Annotated in this window: 18 protein-coding genes and 1 tRNA gene; 2 read left to right on the top strand and 17 right to left on the bottom strand. The window is 58.5% G+C overall.

The features are described 5' to 3' along the window. Nucleotides 1–8: 8 nt before the first annotated feature. The 14 genes from VJ651_RS04945 to VJ651_RS04880 form a co-directional block, all read right to left on the bottom strand. Nucleotides 9–3,089, bottom strand: coding sequence for a type I restriction endonuclease subunit R (locus tag VJ651_RS04945; protein ID WP_324106362.1), 3,081 nt, complete (start codon nt 3,087–3,089; stop codon nt 9–11). Between the two features lie 54 nt (nt 3,090–3,143). After that, nucleotides 3,144–4,403, bottom strand: coding sequence for a restriction endonuclease subunit S (locus VJ651_RS04940; protein ID WP_324106361.1), 1,260 nt, complete (start codon nt 4,401–4,403; stop codon nt 3,144–3,146). Between the two features lie 88 nt (nt 4,404–4,491). Beyond that, entirely contained in the window at nt 4,492–6,048 is a 1,557-nt protein-coding gene (locus VJ651_RS04935) for a class I SAM-dependent DNA methyltransferase (RefSeq protein ID WP_324106360.1), read from the bottom strand. A gap of 848 nt (nt 6,049–6,896) precedes the next feature. Further along, nucleotides 6,897–7,919: an AAA family ATPase gene (locus VJ651_RS04930; protein WP_324106359.1), complete on the bottom strand. Its 1,023-nt coding sequence runs from the start codon at nt 7,917–7,919 to the stop codon at nt 6,897–6,899. Nucleotides 7,920–8,148: 229 nt separating this feature from the next. Beyond that, nucleotides 8,149–8,472, bottom strand: a complete 324-nt coding sequence (locus tag VJ651_RS04925; RefSeq protein ID WP_324106358.1) for a hypothetical protein — start codon at nt 8,470–8,472, stop codon at nt 8,149–8,151. Nucleotides 8,473–8,481: 9 nt separating this feature from the next. Further along, the gene (locus VJ651_RS04920) at nt 8,482–8,715 is read right to left on the bottom strand and encodes an AlpA family phage regulatory protein (RefSeq protein WP_324106357.1); all 234 of its coding nucleotides are present in this window, start codon (nt 8,713–8,715) and stop codon (nt 8,482–8,484) included. An 88-nt stretch (nt 8,716–8,803) separates the two neighbouring features. Next, nucleotides 8,804–9,568 carry a hypothetical protein gene (locus VJ651_RS04915; protein WP_324106356.1) on the bottom strand — a complete coding sequence of 255 codons (765 nt, stop codon included), beginning with the start codon at nt 9,566–9,568 and terminating at the stop codon, nt 8,804–8,806. A gap of 209 nt (nt 9,569–9,777) precedes the next feature. Beyond that, the gene (locus tag VJ651_RS04910) at nt 9,778–10,995 is read right to left on the bottom strand and encodes a tyrosine-type recombinase/integrase (protein ID WP_324106355.1); all 1,218 of its coding nucleotides are present in this window, start codon (nt 10,993–10,995) and stop codon (nt 9,778–9,780) included. A gap of 163 nt (nt 10,996–11,158) precedes the next feature. After that, a tRNA-Val gene (locus tag VJ651_RS04905) sits at nt 11,159–11,233 on the bottom strand. A 37-nt stretch (nt 11,234–11,270) separates the two neighbouring features. Beyond that, nucleotides 11,271–11,990, bottom strand: coding sequence for a DNA polymerase III subunit epsilon (gene dnaQ / locus VJ651_RS04900; protein WP_324106354.1), 720 nt, complete (start codon nt 11,988–11,990; stop codon nt 11,271–11,273). Between the two features lie 2 nt (nt 11,991–11,992). Further along, on the bottom strand, nt 11,993–15,085 hold the full coding sequence (locus VJ651_RS04895) for an efflux RND transporter permease subunit (RefSeq protein ID WP_324106353.1): 3,093 nt from the start codon (nt 15,083–15,085) through the stop codon (nt 11,993–11,995). Nucleotides 15,086–15,097: 12 nt separating this feature from the next. Then, on the bottom strand, nt 15,098–16,258 hold the full coding sequence (locus tag VJ651_RS04890) for an efflux RND transporter periplasmic adaptor subunit (RefSeq protein WP_324106352.1): 1,161 nt from the start codon (nt 16,256–16,258) through the stop codon (nt 15,098–15,100). Between the two features lie 78 nt (nt 16,259–16,336). Continuing rightward, entirely contained in the window at nt 16,337–16,771 is a 435-nt protein-coding gene (gene rnhA, locus VJ651_RS04885) for a ribonuclease HI (protein ID WP_324106351.1), read from the bottom strand. 2 nt (nt 16,772–16,773) lie between these two features. Continuing rightward, nucleotides 16,774–17,550 (bottom strand): class I SAM-dependent methyltransferase, encoded by a 777-nt coding sequence (locus VJ651_RS04880; RefSeq protein WP_324106350.1) that lies wholly within the window; start codon nt 17,548–17,550, stop codon nt 16,774–16,776. A 3-nt stretch (nt 17,551–17,553) separates the two neighbouring features. Between VJ651_RS04880 and gloB the strand changes: the two genes are divergently transcribed. Both gloB and VJ651_RS04870 read left to right on the top strand, forming a co-directional pair. Further along, nucleotides 17,554–18,327, top strand: coding sequence for a hydroxyacylglutathione hydrolase (gene gloB, locus VJ651_RS04875; RefSeq protein ID WP_324106349.1), 774 nt, complete (start codon nt 17,554–17,556; stop codon nt 18,325–18,327). A 132-nt stretch (nt 18,328–18,459) separates the two neighbouring features. Further along, nucleotides 18,460–19,944, top strand: coding sequence for a transglycosylase SLT domain-containing protein (locus VJ651_RS04870; RefSeq protein ID WP_324106348.1), 1,485 nt, complete (start codon nt 18,460–18,462; stop codon nt 19,942–19,944). A gap of 39 nt (nt 19,945–19,983) precedes the next feature. Here VJ651_RS04870 and VJ651_RS04865 read toward each other — a convergent pair whose 3' ends face one another. The 3 genes from VJ651_RS04865 to VJ651_RS04855 are packed head-to-tail and all read right to left on the bottom strand — an operon-like array spanning nt 19,984 to nt 23,662. Continuing rightward, the gene (locus VJ651_RS04865) at nt 19,984–21,564 is read right to left on the bottom strand and encodes an ABC transporter ATP-binding protein (RefSeq protein WP_324106347.1); all 1,581 of its coding nucleotides are present in this window, start codon (nt 21,562–21,564) and stop codon (nt 19,984–19,986) included. Beyond that, nucleotides 21,561–22,604 carry an ABC transporter permease gene (locus VJ651_RS04860; RefSeq protein ID WP_324106346.1) on the bottom strand — a complete coding sequence of 348 codons (1,044 nt, stop codon included), beginning with the start codon at nt 22,602–22,604 and terminating at the stop codon, nt 21,561–21,563. The genes VJ651_RS04865 and VJ651_RS04860 overlap by 4 nt, the downstream gene beginning before the upstream one ends. Beyond that, nucleotides 22,601–23,662, bottom strand: coding sequence for a microcin C ABC transporter permease YejB (locus VJ651_RS04855; protein ID WP_324106345.1), 1,062 nt, complete (start codon nt 23,660–23,662; stop codon nt 22,601–22,603). Before VJ651_RS04855 ends, VJ651_RS04860 begins: the two co-directional genes overlap by 4 nt.

Genomic DNA, 23,662 nt, shown 5'->3' with positions numbered 1-23,662 from the left:
GTTGCGCTTTACGCCCATTCCGCGCTCAACGTTTCCGCCTGCTCCAGCACCAGTTGCACCGCCTCGTCCTGCTTGACCGGCGGGTACTTGTATTTGCGTAGGATGCGTTTGACCAGCAGCCGAAGCTTCGCGCGCACACTGTCGCGCACCGCCCAATCCACGCTCACGTTCTGGCGCAAGTTTTCCGCCAGCTCGTGGGCAATCTTCCTCAGCGTCGCGTCGCCCAGCGTGCGCACCGACTCCTCGTTGTTGGCCAGTGCATCGTAGAACGCCAACTCATCCGCATTCAAGCCCAGGTCCGCGCCCCGGTCAGCCGCTTCCTTAAACTTCTTCGCCATATCGATGAGTTCTTCGATAACCTGCGCCGTTTCGATGGCACGATTCTGGTAGCGCTTGATGACGTTCGCCAGCAACTCCGAAAACTTGCTGTTTTGAACCACGTTGGTGGCAAACTTGCTCTTGATTTCGCCTTCCAGTAGCCGTTCCAGCAGCTCCACCGCCAGATTGCGTTCCGGCAGGTTGCGCACATCCTCCAGAAACTCGTCGTCGAGAATGCCGATGTTGGGCTTGTCCAGTCCCGCCGCGCCGAAGATATCGACCACTTCCTGCGACACCACCGCCGAGCCGATGATTTGGCGAATCGCATGTTCGCGCTCTTCATCCGTCTTCTTTTTCGCGGTGATGTCCTTCTTGGTCAACAGCACTTTTACCGCCTGAAAGAACGCGACCTCCTCGCGCACCACCTTGGCTTCGTCCAACGTGCAGCACAGCGTGAACGCCTTCGACATCGCCAACACCTCGTCCGCGAAGCGCTTCTTGCCGTCCTTGATGCCAAGCACATGGTTCGCGGTCTGTGCCAGCAGCTTGTGCCCGCCAGTCAGGAATCCGCTGTAATCGAAGCCGTGCAGCATGGCGCGCAGCACATCAAGCTTTTCTTCCAGCACCGCATATGCCTCATGCGCGTCGACGGTCGGGCGTCCGCGCCCGTTGCTCGCCGTATATTCCTTCAGCGCCTGCTTCAGGTCGTTGGCGATGCCGATGTAGTCCACCACCAGCCCGCCCTGCTTGTCGCGGAACACGCGGTTCACGCGCGCAATTGCCTGCATCAGGTTGTGCCCCTTCATTGGCTTGTCCACATATAGCGTATGCACGCAGGGTGCGTCAAAACCGGTGAGCCACATGTCGCGCACAATCACCAGCCGCAAGGGGTCTGCCGGGTCTTTAAACCGCTTTTCCAGCCGTTTTTTGACCTGCTTGGAGTAGATGTGTGGCCGCAGCAGCGCCTTGTCGCTGGCCGAGCCTGTCATCACAATCTTGATGGCCCCTTTTTCCGGGTCCGGGTCGTGCCATTCCGGACGCAGCGACACGATGGCGTCATACAGGTGCACGCAGATTTCGCGGCTCATCGCGACCACCATCGCCTTGCCATTCTGCGCCTTGTTGCGTTCCTCGAAATGGGCGACGAGGTCAGTCGCCACCTGCCTGATGCGCGGCTCCGCGCCGACCACCTTTTCCAGCGCCGCCCACTTGCTCTTCAGCTTCGCCTGCTCGTCGCCTTCCTCGTCTTCCGCCAGTTCGTCCACCTCAGCGTCGATGGCCGGCAGCTCGTCTTCCTTCAGTCCAAGCTTGGCCAGCCGCGATTCGTAATAGATGGCCACGGTCGCGCCGTCGTCGCGCGCCTGCTGCATGTCGTAGATGTGGATGTAGTCGCCGAACACGGCACGGGTATCGCGGTCTTCACTGGAAACTGGCGTGCCGGTGAAGGCGACGAAGGTGGCATGCGGCAGCGCATCGCGCAGGTGCTGCGCATAGCCCACCTGATACCCCTTCGCATCCCCCTTGAACTTGGCTTCGAAGCCGTACTGCGTGCGGTGCGCCTCGTCGGCAATCACAACGATGTTGTGACGGTCGGACAAGACCGGGAACGTGTCTTCATCTTCGCCCGGCATGAACTTCTGGATGGTCGCAAAAATGATGCCGCCGGAGGGCCGGTTGGCCAGCTTCGCGCGCAAATCCTGCCTGGTATCGGCCTGCACCGGCTGCTCGCGCAGCAGGTCTTGCGCCAAAGAGAAGACGCCAAAAAGTTGGCCGTCGAGGTCATTGCGGTCAGTGATGACCACGATGGTCGGGTTTTCCATCGCCGCGTCACGCATCACGCGCGCGGCAAAGCAGGTCATCGTGATGCTCTTGCCGGACCCCTGCGTATGCCACACCACGCCGCCTTTCTGGCTGCCGCCGGGGCGCGACGCCTCCACCACGCGCGCGATGGCCGCGCGCACCGCGTGGAACTGGTGATAGCCGGCGATTTTCTTGACCAGCGTGCCGTCATCCTCGAACAGCACAAAAAAGCGCAGGTAATCGAGCAGATAGGCCGGTGCCAGCGCACCGCGCACCAGCGTTTCCAGCTCGCTGAACTGGCCGAGCGGGTCGAGCGCAACCCCGTCGATAGTGCGCCAGGCAAGGAAACGCTCCGCGTTGGAGGACAGCGAACCCATGCGCGCCTCCGTCCCGTCCGAGATGACCAGCACTTCGTTGTAATGGAACACGTCGGGAATCTGTTCCTTGTAGGTCTGGAGTTGGTCGTAGGCTTTCCAGATATCGGCGTTTTCATCCGCCGGGTTTTTCAGCTCCAGCAGCACCAGCGGCAAGCCGTTGACGAAAAGGATGATGTCGGGACGGCGGGTATGGTGCGCACCCTTGATGGAGAACTGGTTGACCGCCAGCCATTCGTTCGCATCGATGTCGGCAAATTCCATCAACCGTACGAAATCGCCGCGCGTCTCGCCATCCTTCTGGTATTCGACCGACACGCCGTTGACAAGCAGTTGATGGAAGGCGCGGTTCGCCGACAGCAGCGCCGGCACGTCGAGGTTCAGCACGCGCTGCAAGGCGTCTTCGCGTGCGACCAGCGGAATGGATGGGTTCAGGCGGGCGATGGCGTCGCGCAGGCGTTCGATTAGTACAACATGCCGGTAATCGTTCCGCTCCGGCGCGTCGCCGTCCGGCGCGATATCCGGCCCATAAAGATGGCTGTAGCCGACATCGGCAAGCCATGCCAGCGTTTCCTGTTCAAGTTGGTCTTCGGTCATGCCGCCGTTTCTCCCTTTGTTTTTGTTGGAGGGACGTGCTTGATGCTTTGTCGTTTAACTACCAGCGAACTCGCCGAGCTGCTCCTCCACTTCTGGCAAGCGCAACTGGCCGGAAATCAGGCGGGGAAGCAATGTGTCGCGGAGAACGGATAGAGTTTGAACTTGCCGCTCGTTAGCTGCCCTCTTCAGGTCCAATGGCCGCAATGTATCGTAAAAGGCACGCGCAACAGCCTCTGTCGGAAACACCATTTCTGCGCTTGTAAGGGACTGCGCGTTAGCGTTTGGCTGAGCGGAACCACCCGTAACTCCTGCTACGTGAGCAGAATAATTCCGCGTGCGCATGAATTCCGCCACAACCCGACCGAATGCCGGCGATTCGCATTGAATTCGAATTAAGTAGGACGCGAAGATGGCAAGTGGCGGGTACACTACATAGACATTTTCCCCAGTCGACGCACCAGTTCTGGCGACGAAAATATCCCCGTCCATCACTTTGTATTTTTCGCACTCTTGTGCGTTCGCTTCACAATATGGAACGGTGCTCCAGTCAATGGTACCGCCGCGAATATCAGTGATGCGGAGAAAGTGTGGGCCTACAGGTCTAGCAGTAGCACTCTGTGTGAAACCGTATTGGACATTCGACGCGCGGTTCTTGATTGTGTCGATGGTCCATCCCCGTGGTATGCGGCCAAACTGCGACTCCTTGAACCCGTCAGGGAACAGCGTGGCCGTTTCTTCATCCATGCCGTCCGGCGCGCGGCCTTCCTGCTTGGCGCGCACGGGGTCGAAGTCCACGAACCACGATTTGAACAGGGCTTGCGCAATGGCTTCAAGGGTGGCGTTAGTTTCTCGCAGTGCCGCTATACGTACATCCATTGAGCCTAGAAAATCTGCTATTTCCTGCTGATATTGCAGCGACGGAAGTTCAATTTCGATTGAATCTGCAAATTTAGTAAATTGAAAACGCGCAATTCCGGTGTGCTGCACCTGATAGGTCTCAATAACACCATTTCGGTATAGGTGTTGCAAATACCAATATATATATTCTGGATGGGCTATCGCCGCGTCAATTCGCAGATAGCGTGCAAACGAAGCACAGGTAATTGGTAGTGAGGCGTTCTCAAACAACCCAGGCCGCAAGAACACCGTTTTACCCGTCGGACGGCCTTTGCTTCCACCAGCAGCTTCAATCAGAATGTCAAAGGGTCGGAGCGTTTTCCTATCGACAGCCTTCTGAGCAATAAACCGAACTGGAACACCGTGCAGTGAATTCGCACCAACCAAATCAAAATCAGTTCCACGAATAACCGCCATCGGAACGCTAGACTCAAATCTAGAATCCTTGCCCCACTCCCCGTCCTTGCTTTCAATTAGCAGAGACCGAAGCAGCACGCGTCGCGTTCTAGAATTCATACCCCAGCCCTTCCAGCTTCTGACGAATCAGCGCATCCAACTCCGCGCCCTTCGCCATCTGCTCGCCCAGCTTCTCGGTCAGCCTCTGCATTTTCTCCGCAAACGCCTCGTCGTCATCCTCCACCTCTTCCGCACCAACATACCGTCCCGGCGTGAGCACATGGCCATGCTCGGCGATTTCCGCCAGTGTGACGCTGCGGCAGAACCCGGGCACATCCGCATAGGTCGCATCAGTTTCGCCATCGCCGCGCCATGCATGTACGGTGTCCGCGATTTTCTTAATGTCGTCGTCGGTCAGTTCGACCTGGACGCGGCTAATTGCCCGCCCAAGCTTGCGCGCATCAATAAACAGCACTTCACCTTTGCGTACCTTTTTCTGCTTTGCGAGGAACCATAGGCAGGCCGGAATCTGCGTGTTGAAGAACAACTGCCCTGGCAGCGCCACCATCACCTCGATCTTGTCGGCATCGACCATCGCTCGGCGGATATCGCCTTCGCTGCTCTGGCTGGACGACATCGACCCGTTCGCCAGTACAATGCCGGCGCGACCTGTCGGCTTCAGGTGATACTGCATGTGCTGCAACCACGCATAGTTGGCGTTACCCTGCGGCGGCGTGCCGTACACCCAGCGCGGGTCGCCTTCGAGGCTACCGTGCCACCAGTCGGAGACGTTGAACGGCGGGTTGGCGAGCACGAAATCGGCGCGCAGGTCGGAATGCTGGTTGCGTACGAAGGTGTCCGCCGGCTCCTTGCCGAGGTTGAAGTCGATGCCGCGAATCGCGAGATTCATCGCCGCCAGCCGCCACGTCGTCGGGTTGGATTCCTGCCCGTATATCGACACGTCGCCCAGCTTGCCACCATGCGCCTCGATGAATTTCTCCGACTGCACGAACATGCCGCCCGAACCGCAGCATGGGTCGTACACCTTGCCGTGATGGGGAGCCAGGACCGCCACCAGCGTCTTCACGATGGAAGCCGGCGTGTAGAACTGGCCGCCCTTCTTGCCTTCGGCGCTGGCAAACTGACCAAGGAAGTATTCGTACACCTGCCCGAGCAGGTCGATGGCGTTCTGGCGGCTGTCGCCAAAACCGATGGTGGAAATCAAATCGACCAGTTCGCCGAGCTTGCCGTCCGGGAGCTGCGCGCGCGCATACCGCTTGTCGAGGATGCCCTTCAGTTTCGGGTTCTCGGCTTCGATGAGGGCCAGCGCGTCGTCAATACGTTTGCCGATGTCGGCCTGCTTGGCTTTCGCGCGCAGCATCTCCCAGCGCGCTTTTTCCGGCACCCAGAACACGTTGACTTCCTTGTAATAGTCGCGGTCTTCGAGTTCCTGGTTGATTTCAAGGACGGTCGCGCCTTCGAGGTAATAATCATCTTCCGCTGCGGTGAAACGCGCTTGCAGCTCGTTCTGGCGGGTCTGGAAGGTATCGGAGATGTACTTCAGGAAGATGAGGCCGAGGACAATGTGTTTGTATTCGGCGGCGTCCATGTTGGCGCGCAGCTTGTCGGCGGTCGCCCATAGCGTCCGTTTGATGTCTTCAATCATGAGTTGTGTTGCTTTGTGTGGATTTGCAGGCAATCGGGAATGGTAGCGCAAGATTGCCTTATCGAAACAACAAAAGGGGATAAACTGCTACGTCAAGTGAGGCTAATCAATCGTGATTGCACCTCCTCACGCTCGCGGCGGGTCTACAAGGGCATTAGTGCTCGCGCATGTGTGATTGATAGATTTGCAATATTCTCCCCTCGCAAAAAACAAAAATTTGTGGAGGATGAGAGGGATGCGCGCGACGCGACCCGGCACTTGAAGGACGAACACCCCCATTTTTAGCAATAAACGTCAGCGGCCACGCACTTTTTTACGGCAACCTCAGCGAATCGACTACCGCATCGAGAATAAGTGCTTGTCACGTTTTTACCTCCTCCCTCACCACTTCACGGTTGTCGCGGTCGAAGGTGTAGAGTCGGCCGCGACGGTGCGCCGTCGCAGGGCGATGTGGAAGACTTTTTCATTCGCTACGTTATGAAGATCATTCCTGCTTCTTCATCAAACCACTACTGCGAGATGCATCACGACAGTAATGCTCTGAATCTGCGCCATTTTTCGCCTGTGACCCGCACAACACCCGACATCTCAGATGAGGCATTTAATACGGCACCATGTGGCAAAACGAGGCATTAACCGTCATTTTTTCGCGATTCTTAGCAACGAATAGCTGTTTTACGGCACAAACATCTGCATACGCTGCACCTGCACGACTATGCATATACTGCCAGTCAAATGTGCCCGAGCCACCGAAAAGCCGCCGAACCTCTCCTCCTCCGTATAGGGGGAGAGGAGAATTTCGGTGTCGGGACTCTCCGAACACGGCGAAAACGGAGAATTTCGGCTTTTTATGCCTGCCATAGCCACCCGTCGCAGCAGCCAAGCACGCCACGATTAATTAGGCCAGTAATCGCTTCTCTGGCGCGGGAGGTACGCTTATCGGTCGCGCATGTCAGGTTGCATGCCCCCGCGGTCACGGCGACCTCAAGTTCAACGCAGCGGCGTGTAGGCGGTGCTCCCGGCCTGCCGGTTACCCCGGTCTCGAACAGGGGGCGCAGCGCGTCCATAACCAGCCTCTGGTTTTCTCCCTGTGGTACCTTTGCCCGTTTCACCGTCGCACCGGTATCGTCCGGAAGCACCACGCAGGAGGTGATGTTGTCACCGTCCTCGTCAACATCAACAAGCAGCGCATGCAGCTTGAACCCGCGCATGCAGCCCGTTTCATCATCCTTCGACTTCGCGATGCGCCATGTACGGCAGCCGTCGCTCTGGCAAACCTCAATCGCGCCATCAAGCGCGGCATGCAGGCTTGAATGCCCGCGCAAGCCCTTGTTCGCGTCCTTGCCGGTGTGATGCACCAGCAGCACAAGGCCCCCTGTCAGCGACTGCAACTGCTTCGCGGCGGCGATGACTCTGCCCATATCGACCGAGGAGTTTTCATCAACGCCCGGTGCGGCCCGGTTCAATGTGTCGAGAACTACCAGCCCACCGACACCGCCTGCCGCCTCGACGGCAGCCGCCAAATCACGCACGTCGCCCACCTTGCGCAGGTCGAATGGCTGCGTAACGAACCGCAGTGCGCCTGGCGCGGGCGTGCGGTGATACAGGCTCCATGCATTGACGCGCTTGCCCATGCCTTGCTCGCCTTCAAGGCAAACATAGGTCACCGGGCGTTGCTGCACGCGTCGGCCAAACCAATCGTTCCCGCCGCCGGCAATGGCCGCGCAAAGGTCCAGCGTCAGGAATGACTTGCCGCTTCCGCTTGGGCCGTATAGCGCGGCCAGCCCTTCCATCGGCAGAATACCGCGCACCATCCAGCGCATCGGAGGTGCGGCGCAAAGATCGGCACCCGACAGCAATTTATATCGCATGGGCGGCGTTTTGGAGTCGTCTAGCGGGTCTGCTTGCGCATCGGGTTCGCGGTCATGGGGACGGTGGTTCCGCGCCTCGTTATCGCGGGGTATGAGGACAGGCGTGCAGCCTACGCACCGAAAGCCCGGACGCAAATATTGCCGCCCCCTATCAGAACTGACGGTTCGATGCCAGCTACACGGATCATGCCCCCGCCCCCACTCAATTATCGGCACCATCACTCGGCACCTAATTCGGATTCACCATGGAGGTGCCTTCGGAAGTTTGCTCTACACGGCGTGCGATCAGGCCATGTTTCGGGTCGATTTCAATCGTGATTATTTCGGCACAGACGAAATCCTTGATAATGCCATCGAACAATTCGCGCTTGATACCGATCCGGTCCCACGGATAGCACCCTTCATTGTCTTGGCCAAGCGGAATCCAACCCTCGGCGGCATTTTCAAGCAAGTAGTGAAGATGATCGATAAGAGCTCCACGTAGCTGCAAATCATAGGGTGAGCGCCTGCATGCCGGTTCCTCCACGACGAAGTTTTTTTCCCATTTCTTCATTGCCGCCTCCTATTGTTCCGGTCCCTGTTCAATCAGCGCGCGTATTGCCTCCACCCGCCATGCGGTTGTGCGCGGACCAAGCTTGCAAGGCTTCGGGTAGCGACCGGATTTCACGCCGGACCACCATGTTGATTTACTTACCGGGATGATTGCGGGGATCGGCGGATTCGCTTTCGGATTGCCGATGATTTGCGGCAGGCGAATATAGCCGGTTGCTGGAAGTACGTTGTATTGAACCACCATAATTGCTCCTCTATTGAACGTGCTCGGGCTTCATCGAGCATTGGTGGCTATTATGGTTTTTCTCCAAGTGGCTGAAAAAATGGCGAAATCAATTTTTTTCTTGCGCTGATTTGGCCATGCCCTTGTGGGATTTGAGAATCGCGCGAATGCGGGAGCGCAGCGCGCTGTTGGTCAGATCAAGGGATTGGATCAGGGCGCATTCGCACTGCAAATCTCCCTTTGCAAGGTTCGCCCGAAGTGTCGCAAGGCATGCGCTCACAAAACGAATTGTTGGACCACCCGCTTCTCCGTCGACCGAAGACGTGGTCCCTGCCTGCCGTTTGAAAATTTGCTCATACACGCTGATCAGTCCGGCAAGATAGCCATTCAATGCTGCATTTCCGCCATGTCGATGCGGTTGGCTTTCATCGCCGATATGAGCCAGATCATCAGCTTGCGATCTTGCCTGATCTTTTCTTCGTTGCAGTACGATGCCCACCTGTGCACGTGTTCGTGCAGTTTCTGCCCACGTCTGCAGTTCGTTTACCGATTCCACCACAGCCTGAAGACGAGTTGAACCTCCGGCGGCACTTTGCAGCCTGCGTCTTGCCTCGCGGTTCAGCAAGGATGCATCGTTTTTCTTTGGCAGGCTGTTTTGCAACCGCTTTGCGTTGTTTTCAATTGCACCTAACAGTTTTTCCAAATCAGAAGACGATGGGCTTTCCTGCCAGCGCCACTCGACAAGAAATGTGCGAGTGTACTCGTCGAGACGGTCAATAAGGATGGCTGATTTTTCTTCTGAAAGTACGCCTAATCCGGTTTCGTCAACGATGGAGTCGATTTGCCCCGGCGAAAAGCAACGATTCTTAGCCATCGTCGTTATCCCTTTCTAAGACTGCATAAACGTAATTGAATTTCGCTGCACGTCCTTGGACAAATATTTCGACGAAAAGCCCAAAAAATTTTTTGCGTTAGGCTTTGCAAATATCCAGCACATTCCCCCTCGCGACCACCTATTTCCCTTTACGACCACCTTTGTGCTTTCAAGGGAGTAGCGGATGGCCCGTGATTGTGCGTATCCCGCTACGCAGCACCCGCTCGGATCGGGATAACGGTTGCTTCGGTCGCAAGAGAGTCGAGATAATCAGCCCACGCTTGCATCATTCGTCGCCGCTCCGGCAGGTGCTCCGCATAGTTGTACGCAGCGCGCACCGCATTTCGCTCGGCATGTGCGAGCTGTCGCTCGATGGCGTCGCGGTGCCATCCCTGCTCGTTCAGAATGGTGGAGGCCATGCTGCGGAAGCCATGGCCAGTCATTTCGTTACTTTGATAGCCAAGGCGGCGCAGCGCGGCATTGACGGTGTTTTCGCTCATGGGCCGCTCGTTTGTTCGCGCCCCCGGAAAGACATAGCGCCCATGACCGGTCAAGGGGTGAAGTTCGCGAAGTATCGCCACTGCTTGCGTTGGCAGTGGCACGATGTGCTGCTCACGCATCTTCATGCGCCCGGCGGGAATACGCCATTCCGCAGCGTCGAGATTGAATTCGGCCCATTCAGCCTTCCGCAGCTCGCCGGGACGTACGAAAAGGAGTGGGGCCAGGCGCAAGGCACATTTCGCCACAAACGACCCCTGATAGCCCGCCATGGCTCGCAAGAGTTCACCAATGGCCTTCGGCTCCGTGATGGTGGCGTAGTGCTTTTGCTTCACCGGGGGCAGTGCGCCTCGCAGATCACCGGATGGATCGCGTTCCGCCCGCCCTGTCGCAATCGCGTAGCGGAAAACCTGCCCGCAGTTCTGCAACGCACGGCGCGCCGTGTCCAGCGTTCCCCGGCTCTCGATACGTCGCGCGACAGTCAGTAGTTCCGGCGCGGTTATTTCAGCAACAGGCCGTCCGCCAATCCATGGAAAAACGTCGTTCTCGAAACGCCGAATGATCTTGTCACTGTGGCTCTTTGCCCAGTTTGGTGTATGTTTTACAAACCACTCACGTGCAACAACCTCGAAGCTGTTTTCCGCACTTGCGGCCCTTGCTACCTTGATCGCCTTGCGGTGCTGGCTTGGATCGATGTCGGCTGCAACCTGCTTGCGCGCATTGTCGCGCCGTTCCCGCGCATCCTTGAGGGATATGTCGGGATAGATGCCAAGGGCGAGCAGCTTTTCCTTGCCGCCGTACCGGTACTTGAAACGCCAGTACTTGCCGCCGTTCGGGTGGACCAGCAAGAACAGCCCCCTTTCATCAGCAAGCTTGAAGGGCTTGTCCTTTCGCTTGGCGTTGCGAATCGCAGTGTCGGTAAGCGGCATGGGGGTACCTCCGTGAGCAGGGGCATCCTGTACCACTGGATGTACCCCCTGTACCCCTTGGATTTTGCTGCATTTTGTTAGTTCGTTTTGGACGAACAAAAATGAAAAAGCCCGCTATTCGCGGGCCTTTTAGGACTATTCTGGACTTCTTTGAATGAATTCTTGGTGGACAGTACTGGGATTGAACCAGTGACCCCCGCCGTGTGAAGGCGGTGCTCTACCCCTGAGCTAACTGTCCGAAGCGGTCGGCATTATCTCATAAACCCTGCGCGGAATCAATTTGCCGATGCAGCGGGCTCGGTCCGCCAGATGCAACTGCCTTTGACATCCTTGTCTAGCCGGTCCAGCAAGGCTTCATGTGCGGCCATCTCGTCCGCCGTCGCCTGCAGGACAAGGATCTCGGCAAGAGGGACGACTTCGAGCAATTCGTTACTCGTTGCAACTGCATCCTGCGCACCCAGGTCGATGGTGAGGCTGTTCTGGCCGCGCGTCATTGCCAGATAGACTTCGGCCAGCAGTTCCGCGTCCAGCAAGGCGCCGTGCAAGGCACGATGCGCGTTCGAAATGCCGTAGCGATCGCACAGCGCGTCCAGCGAGTTGCGCTTGCCGGGATGCATTTCCTTGGCCTGCACCAAGGTGTCGGTCACGATTGCCACATGCTCGATAAAACGCGGGAAACTGAGTCGTTCGAATTCCGCGTCCAGGAAGGCCAGGTCGAATGGCGCATTGTGGATGATGATTTCCGCATCGCGCACATAGTCGCGCAACTCGGCCGCAATCTCGGCGAATTTAGGCTTGTCGCTGAGGAATTCGGTAGTCAATCCGTGCACCGCGAGCGCGCCCTCTTCCGAGTCGCGTTCGGGATTGATGTAGCTGTGGAAGTTGTTGCCGGTCAGGCGGCGATTGACGATCTCGACGCAGCCGATTTCGATGATGCGGTCGCCCGAACGCGGGTTCAGGCCAGTGGTTTCGGTATCAAGAACGATTTGTCGCATGGTTATTGAGCAGTTGCCGGTTTGGGCGGAACAGCATCCGCCACAGGGTGAATTGTCTTCTTGCGGGCAAGGAAAGTATAAAACGTGGGCACGACGAACAGCGTGAGCAGTGTACCAAAGCTCATGCCGCCGACAATGACCAATCCGATCTGCATGCGCGACTCCGCGCCCGCGCCTGTCGCGAACGCCAGTGGCACCGCGCCGAGAACCATCGCGCCGGTTGTCATCAGGATCGGCCGCAGGCGCAGCACCGCCGCCTCGACCACAGCTTCGTGCAGGGCCTTGCCCTGTTCGCGCAACTGGTTGGTGAATTCCACGATCAGGATGCCGTGCTTGGTGATCAGGCCGACCAGCGTGATGAGTCCGATCTGGCTGTACACATTCAGCGTTCCGCCGCCCCACTTCAGTACCGCCAGCGCGCCGGCCATCGACAGGGGCACAGTCAACATGATGATGAAGGGGTAGATGAAGCTCTCGAACTGCGCGGCCAGCACCAGGTAGATGAAGGCGAGCGCGAGCACGAAAGTGAGCGCGAGACTTCCGCTGGCATCACGATATTCGCGCGACGAACCGGACAGGTCGGTCGCGTATCCCGGCTTGAGGATGCTCTTTGCGGTTCGCTCCATAAAATCGATAGCTTCGCCCTGCGTGTAGCCGTTCGCGAGATTGGCGGAAATGATGACTGCACGGCGCTGGCCGAAGTGGTTCAGCTCGCGCGGCGCGACCGTTTCGCGCACCTTGAGCAGGCTGGACAAGGGAATCATCTGGTCCTGTCCACCTGTCTTGCTCAGGCCGCGTACGAAGATGTTGTTGATGTCGTCCGGCGCATCGCGCTCACCGTTCTGGATCTGCACCACCACGTCGTACTGGTCGCCGTCCTTCTTGAAACGCGTGACATTGCGCCCGCCCAGCATGGTCTCCAGCGTGCGCCCGACGGTTTCGATCTGGACGCCGGCGTCCGCCGCCTTGTCGCGGTCGACTTCCACGTTCACCTGCGGCTTGTTCAGACGCAGGTCGGTATCGATATTGACCAGCCCCGGATTCTTGCTTGCCTCGGTGACAATCTGTTGCGCGACGTTCTGCAATTCCGGGTAGGAAGCATTGGAAAGCACAACCAGGTTCACCGGCCGCTCGCGGATCGATTGGCCGAGCGAAGGCGGCGCATTCGGAAAGGCAAGGATGCCGGGGATAGCCGCCATCTTGGGCTGCATTTCCTTGAGCATGTCGAGCGTGCTGCGCTTGCGCTCGGTCCAGTCGATCGTGCGGAAGGAAGCGCTGCCGCGCTCGACGGTGGGGTTGCCGGCGAAAATGAAGACACGGTCGATTTCCTTGATCCCGGCGGCGATCTCCTCCATCCGGCGCGCATACTTCTCGGTGTATTCCAGCGATGCGCCATCCGGCCCTGCGAAGGTGGTGAAGATGGTGCCGCGGTCCTCGATCGGTGCCAGCTCCTTCTTCATGCTGGTGGCAAGCCAAACGAGCGCACCGATCACCACGACATACACCAGCACCACCATCCAGCGGGCCGAGAGCGTGCCGGAGAGGATCTTGCGGTAGGCCGCGGTCAGCATGTCCAGGGCGTTTTCGATCAATCGATACACCACGCCGTGCCGCGCCTGGTGCCGCAACAGGACAGAGCACATCATCGGCGACAAGGTAAGCGCGACGAATCCGGACACCAGCACCGCACCGGCCAGCGTCAACGCGAATTCCACGAACAGGCGTCCCGTGCGGCCGGGCGTGAACGCAACCGGCGCGTACACCGCGGCCAGCGTCAGCGTCATGGCGACCACCGCGAAGCCGATTTCCTTCGCGCCCTTGAGCGCCGCGTCGAACGGCTTCATGCCGTCCTCGATGTGCCGGAAGATGTTCTCCAGCATGACGATCGCATCGTCCACGACGAGGCCGATTGCCAGCACCAGCGCGAGCAGCGTCAGCGTATTGATGCTGAACCCGGCGAGCGACATCAGGCCGAACGCACCAATCAGTGACACCGGAATCGTGACCAGCGGAATGATGGAAGCGCGGAAGGAGCGCAGGAAGACAAAGATCACCAGCGCCACCAGGACGATAGCCTCGCCAATGGTCCTGTAGACCGATTTGATCGAACGGTCGATGAACAGCGTGTTGTCGACCGCGATGCCGATTTGCACGCCTTGCGCCGCCAGTTCTTCATTCAGTTTCGGCAATTCGGCCTTCACATAGCCGGCCAGTTCGAGCGGGTTGGCCGTCGCCTGGCGGATGATGCCGAGCGACACAGCGTTCTTGCCGTTGAAGCGTACCGATGTGCGTTCGGCGGCGGGGGCGATCTCGACGTTTGCCACATCGCGCAGGCGAACCGAATAGCCATTCACCGAGCGCACGATGATGTCTCCGAATTCCTTCGGGGTGGTGAGGTCGGTCTGCGACACCACCGAGAATTCGCGCTGCCGCGATTCGATGCGACCGGCTGGCACTTCGATATTCTGCTTGCGCAGGGCATCCTCCACATCGGCCGGCGCGAGCCGGTATGCGGCCAGCTTGTCGCGGTTGAGCCAGATGCGCATCGCATATTTGCGTTCGCCACCGATGCGGACATCGGCGGCACCCGGCAGCAATTGCAGGCGCGGCTTGACAATGCGATTGGCGATGTCGGTCAGGTCGAGCTGCGACATGGTGTCGCTGGAGAACGACAGCCAGATGATCGGATTGGCATCGGCCTCTACCTTGGCAATCACCGGTTCCTCGATCGTCTGCGGCAGCTTGGAGCGCACGCGCGACACGCGGTCGCGCACGTCGTTTGCGCCCGAATCCGGGTCCTTTTCAAGCCGGAACTTCACCGTGATCTGGCTCTGCTCGGAACGGGAAATGGATGTCAGCACGTCGACGCCGTCAATGCCGGCGATCGAATCCTCCATGGGCTTTGTCACCTGGGATTCGACGATTTCGGAACTCGCACCGGGGTAGTTCGTTGCGACGGTCACGACCGGCTCGTCGATTTTCGGGTATTCGCGCACCGCCAACCGGTTGTAGGAGACGAGCCCGATCAGCACGATGATGAGCGACATCACCGTCGCGAAAACGGGACGGCGGATACAGATATCCGATAAAACCATGATGCGCTCCGGTTAGCTCTTGGGCGTGGCGGTGGCGGACGCTTCCACCGGCTTTGACTCCGGCCCGCCGGACTGGACGATGCGCACCGGCGTGCCATCCCTGGACAGGCGCACCTGGCCGGCGGTAATCACGGTGTCGCCCTCTTGCAAGCCCTGCGTGATTTCGACTTTGGCTGCGCGCCGCAATCCGGTCTTCACTTCCGTCTTGACTGCCTTGCCATCGACAACTTTCCAGACCGTCATCCTGTTACCCTGCGGGACGATCGCCTCTTCCGGGATCACCAGCGCGTTGTCGCGCGCGCCGAGTATCAGTCTGACACGCGCGAACATCCCGGGTTTCAGCCTGCCTTCAGGATTGGCAATGCGACCGCGCAGCAAGGCGGAGCGTCCGGAGCTGTCGACCTGCGGATCGACCGCATCGACCTTTGCATGGAACGGCTTGTTCGGCAAGGCATCCACCTCCACTTCGAGGGCCTGCCCTTTTTGCACGACGTCCGCATATTTTTCGGGGATGCGGAAATCGACCTTGACGCTTGAAATGTCTTCCAGGTTGATCAGATCGGCGCCGTCCTTCACATAGTCGCCGACGCTGACGTTGCGAATGCCGACGATGCCGGAAAACGGCGCGCGGATTTCCATCTTGGACAGATGTGCCTCCGCCAATGCGAGCTTGGCTTCGAGTACCTGAACATTGGCAAGGGACTCGTCTCTGGCACGCTCGGAGATGAACTTTTGCTTGGCCAGGTCGGCATTGCGCTCAAAATTGGCTTTGGCAATGCCGAGTTCGGCCTTCGCTTGCAGGACTTCGGCCTGATTGACGGTGGAATCGAAGGCAATCAACAATTGCCCCTTCTTCACCTGCTGTCCGTCATCGAAATTGAGTTTGCTGATGCGGCCGGACACTTCAGGCCGCATCACAACCGATTCATTCGAGCGTATGGTCCCGACTGCATTCACATCGCTGATTAGCCTGGTGCTTGTGACTTTAGCAACATCAACGGCGGCGGGGCTGCCTGCGCCTGTTGCCTTGCCCGTGCCGGGCGCTGCCGGTGCGGCGATTGCTGTTTGCTCGACCGGCCTTTGCGGCTGACGCTGCGCGTAATACGCGTACGAACCCAATGCGGCAATACCAATGGCAGCTATGCCGGGGTACAACAATCTTCGTGCGTCCATGAACTTTACTTGTCAGGATGAATACCAGGCAGCATGCGAACTCGTCGCCAACGAGCGAATGTAGCACAAGCAGCCACGTTAAGTTACTGAGGCGACACCGAGATTGGCGAGCGCATCGGCGCGCTCGTTGCCGTCATGGCCGGCATGGCCCTTGATCCAGCGCCATTCAATGGTGTGGATGGCTTGCGCCGCATCGAGCGCCTGCCACAAGTCGACGTTCTTGACCGGTTCCTTGGCGGCTGTTTTCCAGCCGCGCGCCTTCCAGCCGTGGATCCATTCGCTGATGCCTTTTTGTACATACTGGCTGTCGGTGTGGACGACGACCTCGCACGGACGCTTGAGCGCCGACAAGGCTTCGATCACTGCTTGCAGCTCCATGCGATTGTTGGTGGTCTTGGGATCTCCGCCAAACATTTCCTTCTTATGTCCGCCGGCGATCAGCAACGCGCCCCAGCCGCCGGGACCGGGATTTCCCTTGCAGGCCCCGTCCGTAAAAATTTCAACTTTGTCCATGCTTACTTGTGCTTTTGAATTCGATTGGTGACGGGAACGCCTTGCGGCGCGGTGGCGGCTTTCCGCGTCCAGGCCGGGCCGATCAGCCGCATGCCCCGGATGCGCTTGATCGCCTGCACGATATACACCGCGCCAAGAAAAGGCCACCAGCGATTGCCTGCCTTTTCCATGAAGACGAACCTGTTCAACCATTTGTCGGTGACACATGGCGGCGCGTAGCAGCCGAAATGCCCGCGGTTGACTTCCATGTTCAGCAGTTTCAGCCAGTCCTTCAAACGCGGCAGGCTGATGAATTCGCCATTCTGCGGAAGGAAATGCGCTCCGGTGACACGACTGGCGACCTGTCGCAAGCCCCACAGGCTGGCAGGATTGAAGCCGCAAATGATGACCTGCCCTTCCGGGATCAGCACGCGCTCGACCTCGCGCAGCACCTGGTGCGGCTCATCCGCAAACTCAAGCACATGCGGCAGCACCACCAGATCGAGGCTTTGCGAGGCAAAAGGCAATTCGGCGAAATCATGCACCACGACGATCGGCGAGCGCGATCCGTCATTGTTTACCGATGGCAGTTGCGTATCGGTCAGCCACTTGTGCGGCATGCGGTTGGCCTGCAGCGCATTGATCTGCGGCAGGCCGATCTGCATGGCATTGAAACCGAAGATATCCGCGGTCAGCATGTCCAGCCGTTCCTGCTGCCACGCGCGCACGTAGGCTCCGGCCGGCGTATCCAGCCAGGGACCGAGCGCTATAATGGCTTTTTCAGGCGACTGACGTTCCATCGTATGTTGAATGTATTGACTGTACCGGCGTTCCAGGACAACTACCTTTGGCTGATTCACGATGGCAAACATGCCGCGGTGGTCGACCCGGGTGATGCAGCGCCCATTCTGGCCGCACTCGAAGAGCATCGCCTCTCCCTGGCCGCTATTCTACTGACTCATCATCATGCTGACCATGTCGGCGGCGTGCCCGAACTGCTGCGGCACTTCCAGGTGCCGGTATTCGGACCTCGCCATGAGGCCATTCCGCAGATCACCCACCCCTTGGGCGAAGGAGATACGGTCACGCTCGCCCAGCCGGCGCTGAGACTCAGTGTACTCGACGTGCCCGGCCATACGCGCGGCCATATTGCTTATTTCGCAGCGGAACAGGGCTGGCTGTTTTGCGGCGACACCCTGTTTGCGGGCGGCTGCGGCCGCTTGTTTGAAGGCACGCCCGAACAAATGCTTGCCTCGCTCGCAAAACTCGCCGCGCTTCCTGATAAAACGCAAATCTACTGCGCGCATGAATACACGCTGGCGAACCTTCGCTTCGCCAATGAAGTCGAACCTGAAAATGTTGCAATAAAAGCACGTATTCAGCAGGAACAAGTCAAGCGCGATCAGGGACAGCCCACGGTTCCCTCAACGATCGGCTTGGAAAAATCGACAAATCCGTTCCTGCGGTACCGTGAATCCGGCATTGCCGACCGGCTTGTCGCAGCCGGGCACCTTTCCGACAGGGAACCTATCGCCGTTTTTACTGCCTTACGGCAATGGAAAAATTCCTACCGTTGAGCAGCGCGGTCGACTTGTCGGTCCGTAATGTTTTGCAATAAGCCTTGACGCAGGAAAACACCATTACGTAAACTCCATTGATTCCCCGGGTGCCTGACGATAGCCCCGCAATAAAACAGCAAGCGAGGACCCATGCAGCCGCTGAAAATAAGAAAATTTCCGTTTACAGCGATTCTTCTCCTCAGCGCACCATTCGCTGTGCACGCTGCGGATCTTTCCCTTCCTCTGAATACATGGACGCAGGTCTCCGCACTGGAGAAGCCCTACGATCCCAACGACCCGCTGGTGCAATTGCTCGCGATGGAAGAGGTGGATGTCTGGGCGCGCATCCGCAAGGGTTTCGGCATTCCCGATCTGGATAATCCGCTGGTGGCGAACCAGGTGCAGTGGTACAGCTCGCGTCCGGACTACATTCAACGCACGACGACACGCGCCTCGCGCTATCTGTTCCACGTCGTGCAGGAACTCGAAAAGCGCGGCATGCCGACCGAACTGGCGCTGCTGCCCTTCATCGAGTCCGCTTTCAATCCGCAGGCCTATTCGACCGCGAAGGCGGCCGGCATGTGGCAGTTCATTCCGTCCACCGGGCGGGACTTCAATCTGACGCAGAGCATGTTCAAGGACGATCGCCGCAACGTGATTGCGTCGACCGATGCGGCGCTGACCTATCTGCAGAAGCTGTATGGCATGTTCGGCGACTGGCAGCTCGCGCTGGCCGCCTACAACTGGGGCGAAGGTTCGGTGCAGCGCGCGATCAACAAGGCACAGGCCGCTGGTCGCCCGACCGACTTCAACAGCCTGTCGCAGTACATGCCGGCGGAGACGCGCAACTACGTGCCGAAACTGCAGGCGGTCAAGAACATCATCGCCTCGCCGGCGGAATACGGCATCATGCTGCCGAAGGTCGAGAACCAGCCCTACTTCGTCACGATCGGCAAGACGCGCGATATCGACATCAAGGTCGCAGCCCAACTGGCCGAGCTGTCGATCGACGAATTCAAGGCGCTGAATCCGCAGTTCAATCGTCCTGTCATCACTGGCAGCTCGGATACGCAGATCCTGCTCCCGCAGAGCAATGCCGAAAAATTCAAGTCGAACCTGGCGAAATGGGGGCACGCTCTGTCTTCATGGACGGCGCACAAGGTGACCAGTGCGCGCGAGCGGATCGAGACCATTGCAAAGAAATTCGGCACCACGCCGGAAGTGATTCGCGAAGCAAACCATATCCCGCCGAAAATGCTCCTGAAGGCGGGATCCACGGTGCTGGTTCCTAAACCGGAGCATGCGCCGGAAAAGGATATCGCACCGGAAATCGTGGACAACGCGAGAATGGTGACCGTGCCGGACGTGCCGGAAACCCGTCGCCTGTATGTCAAGGTCGGCAAACGCGACACCCTCGCTTCGATCGCGAAACGGCACAACGTCAGCATTACGCAGATCAAGGACTGGAACAACCTGAAGCGCGACAAGGTCGCTGCCGGTCAAACGCTGCAGCTCAATGTGCCGAACAAGGCATCGGGAAAACGCCACGTCGCGCGAGGCACCACTACCCATCGCAAGGCGGCACCGGCCCCCACCCGCAAGACCGCATCCTCCAGCAAGAAAAGACACGGCTGACAAATCCGCGCAGGCCTGGAGCCTGCGCTGTCCTGCCCGTTATGAAAGCGTGGAATAAGTCGCCGCTGCGAGCAGCCGCTGTGTATATGGCTGCGTCGGATTCGACAGCACTTCTTCCGTCATCCCGCTCTCGACGACCTTGCCGTCTTTCATGACCATCACCCGATGCGCCATGGCGCGAATCACAGCCAGGTCGTGGCTGATAAAGAGATACGCCATTCCGTATTTGCGCTGCAGTTCCGCCAGCAGCATCAACACCTGCATTTGCACCGACACGTCGAGCGAAGACGTCGGCTCGTCGAGGAGGATCAATTCCGGCTTGAGCACCAGCGCGCGCGCAATCGCAATCCGTTGACGCTGTCCGCCCGAGAACTCATGCGGATAGCGCGACATCATCTCCGGTGCCAGGCCAACCTCGATCAAACCTTTGGCAACCGCCGCGCGCAAACCATCCCTGCCCAGTTGCGGCTGGTGCAAGGCCAGGCCCTCGCCCACGATTTGTTCGATGGTGCGACGCGGCGACAAGGATGCGAACGGGTCCTGGAACACCACCTGCATCTTCGCGCGCAAAGGACGCAGCGCAGTGCTGGACATCTCGCTGATCGGCTGCCCGACAAAGGCAATACGGCCATCCACCTCGGCGGATGAAAGGCGCAGCAGCGCCATTCCCAGCGTCGACTTGCCGGAGCCGGACTCCCCCACGATGCCGAGCGTTTCATGCGGCTTCAACTGCAAATCGACATTATCGACCGCCACGAAGGGCACCTTCTTGAACACGCCGCGCTTGATCGAAAAGGTGCAGCGCATCTGCTCCGCAGTGAGCAAGGGTGCGGCATTTATATCAACCGTTTCAACCACGCGCTGTGGGTGGCTGGCGAGCAGCTTGCGGGTGTACGCTTCGCGCGGATTGGCAAACAAATCAGCTGTCGTCGCGGTTTCGATCAAGTGCCCGCCTTCCATCACGCCGACACGATCCGCGAAATGCCGTACCAGGTTCAGGTCGTGCGTGATCATCAGCACCGCCATGTTTTCTTCGCGCTGCAACTGGTTCAGCAGCTCCAGGATCTGCACCTGAATCGTCACATCGAGTGCGGTCGTCGGTTCATCCGCAATCAGCAGCTTCGGCTTGCATGCCAGCGCCATGGCAATCATTGCGCGCTGGCGCTGGCCGCCGGACAACTGGTGCGGAAAGGCGAGCGCCCTCCTCGCGGGTTCCGGAATGCCGGTTTTTTCCAGCAGATCGACGGTACGTTTTGCCGCTTCCTTGGTGCTGATGCCTTCGTGCAGCATCAGCACTTCCGCGATCTGGTTGCCGATCGTGAAAAGCGGGTTGAGCGCGGTCATCGGTTCCTGGAAGATCATCGCGACATCCTTGCCGCGCACGGAGCGCATCGCCGCTTCCGGTTTTTGCAGGAGATCCTGGCCTTCGAACAGGATGCGGCCGCTGTATTGCGCATCCTGATTCAAGCGCAGGATGGACAGCGATGTCACCGTTTTGCCCGAACCGGATTCGCCGACCAGCGCGAACTTTTCACCCGGCGCAATGGTGAAGCTGACATCGCTGACGACTGTCGAAGGGCCGAACTGCACCCGCAATTTCTGTACATCCAGCAAGCTCATGCTTTCCTCCGGACATCCAGCGCGTTGCGTAGTGCATCGCCGATATTGGTCAGCAACAGCAAGGTCATTGTTAGTACCACGAAAGTCGACGTCGCTATCCACCACGCATCGAGGTTGTTCTTGCCCTGCGCCAGGAGTTCGCCCAGGCTTGGCGTCGAAGGCGGCACACCCAACCCGAGAAAGTCGAGACTGGTCAGTGCGAGAATCGCGGCGCTCATGCGAAACGGCAGAAAGGTGACTACCGGCGTCAGACTGTTTGGCAGGACATGACGCCAGATGATCTGCCGATTGGACAAGCCGAGCGCGCGCGCGGCTTGCACATATTCCAGGTTACGGTTGCGCAGGAAGTCGGCGCGCACATAATCGGACAGCCCCATCCAGCCGAACAAGGACAGGAGGATCAGGAGCAAGCCCAGACCGGGCTCGAAGATCGACGCGAAAATGATCAGCAGATACAGTTCCGGCATCGATCCCCAGATTTCCATGAAACGCTGAAAGAACAGATCGGTCTTGCCGGCGAAGTAACCCTGTATCGCGCCGGTCACGACGCCGAGTATGACGCCAGTGATGGTCAGCGCAAAGCCGAACAATACCGAAACCCGGAAACCATACAGCAGACGCGCAAACACGTCGCGGCCGCGGTCGTCCGTTCCCAGCCAGTTATCGGCGGACGGCGGCGCCGGGTTGGGCGACTTGGCGAAATAATTCAGCGTGTTGAAGTAATAGCGATTGATCGGATAAATGGCCCAGTTGCCGGGGCGTTGAAACTGATCCTGAATAAAGGGATCGAGGTAATCCGCAGGCGTATCAAAATCGCCGCCGAACACTTTCTCCGAGTAAGTCGTCACGATCGGAAACATGATCCGGCCGTTGTACCGCACCGCCAGCGGCTTGTCGTTCGAGATCACCTCTGCAAGAAGGCTGATGCCAAAGAACACGCAGAAAATGATCAGGCTCAGGTAACCGCGGCGGTTCTGCTTGAAACGCAGCCAGATGCGACGCCAGGGCGAGACGGAACGGTTCTTATTGTTTGAATTCATCGGCTCAGACTTTCAAACTGGACGCGCGGGTCGGCCCACACATAACAAAGATCACCCAGCAATTTCACCACGAGGCCGATCAGCGTAAACAGATAAAGCGTCCCCATGACCACCGGATAATCGCGGCGAACCACCGATTCGTAGGAAAGCAATCCAAGACCGTCGAGCGAAAACAAGGTTTCGATCAGCAGGCTGCCGGCGAAGAAGGCGCCGATGAATGCCGCCGGAAAGCCGGTTACCAATGGAATCAGCGCATTGCGGAATACATGCTTGTAGAGCACGGTTTTCTCGCTCAAGCCCTTGGCCCGCGCGGTCAGCACATATTGCTTGCGAATCTCTTCGAGAAAGGTGTTCTTGGTCAGCATCGTCATCACTGCAAACGAACCGGCGACCGATGCGGTGACCGGCAGCGTGATATGCCAGAGATAATCGGTGATCTTGCCGAACCAGGACAGTTGATCCCAGTTATCCGAGGTCAGTCCGCGCAAAGGAAACCATTGCAGGAAGCTGCCGCCGCCGAACAGCACCAGCAGGAACACGCCCAGCACGAAGCCGGGAATCGAATAGCCGATCAGCACCGCGATGCTGGTTGCGACATCGAATCGGCTGCCTTCGCGAACCGCTTTCGCAACGCCCAGCGGCAGCGATATCAGGTAGGTCAGGAAAAAGGTCCATAGCCCGATGCTGATCGACACCGGCAGCTTCGATTTCACCAGCTGCCACACATCCGCATGGTGATAAAAACTCTTGCCGAGATCGAATGTGGCAAAGCCCTTGAGCATCTGCCAGAAGCGTTCCAGCGGCGGCTTGTCGAAGCCGTACAAGGCCTTGATCTCTTTCACGCGCTCGGCATCGATGCCCTGGCGTCCGCGATATTCGGAGCCGCCGCCACCCGTGGCTTCGCCGCCGGCAACCTGTCCTTTTTTCAATTCCATCAGCGCCTGTTCGACAGGGCCGCCGGGCACGAACTGAATGACCGCGAAAGTGATGGCAATGACACCCAGCAGGGTGGGCACCATCAGCAATACCCGCTTTCCGATATAAGACCAGATATTCAT

Source organism: Noviherbaspirillum sp., from assembly GCF_035254865.1.
Taxonomy (GTDB): Bacteria; Pseudomonadota; Gammaproteobacteria; order Burkholderiales; family Burkholderiaceae_D; genus Noviherbaspirillum.
Note: the sequence above shows the minus strand (reverse complement) of the source record. Positions and strands in the feature narration are given on the sequence as shown.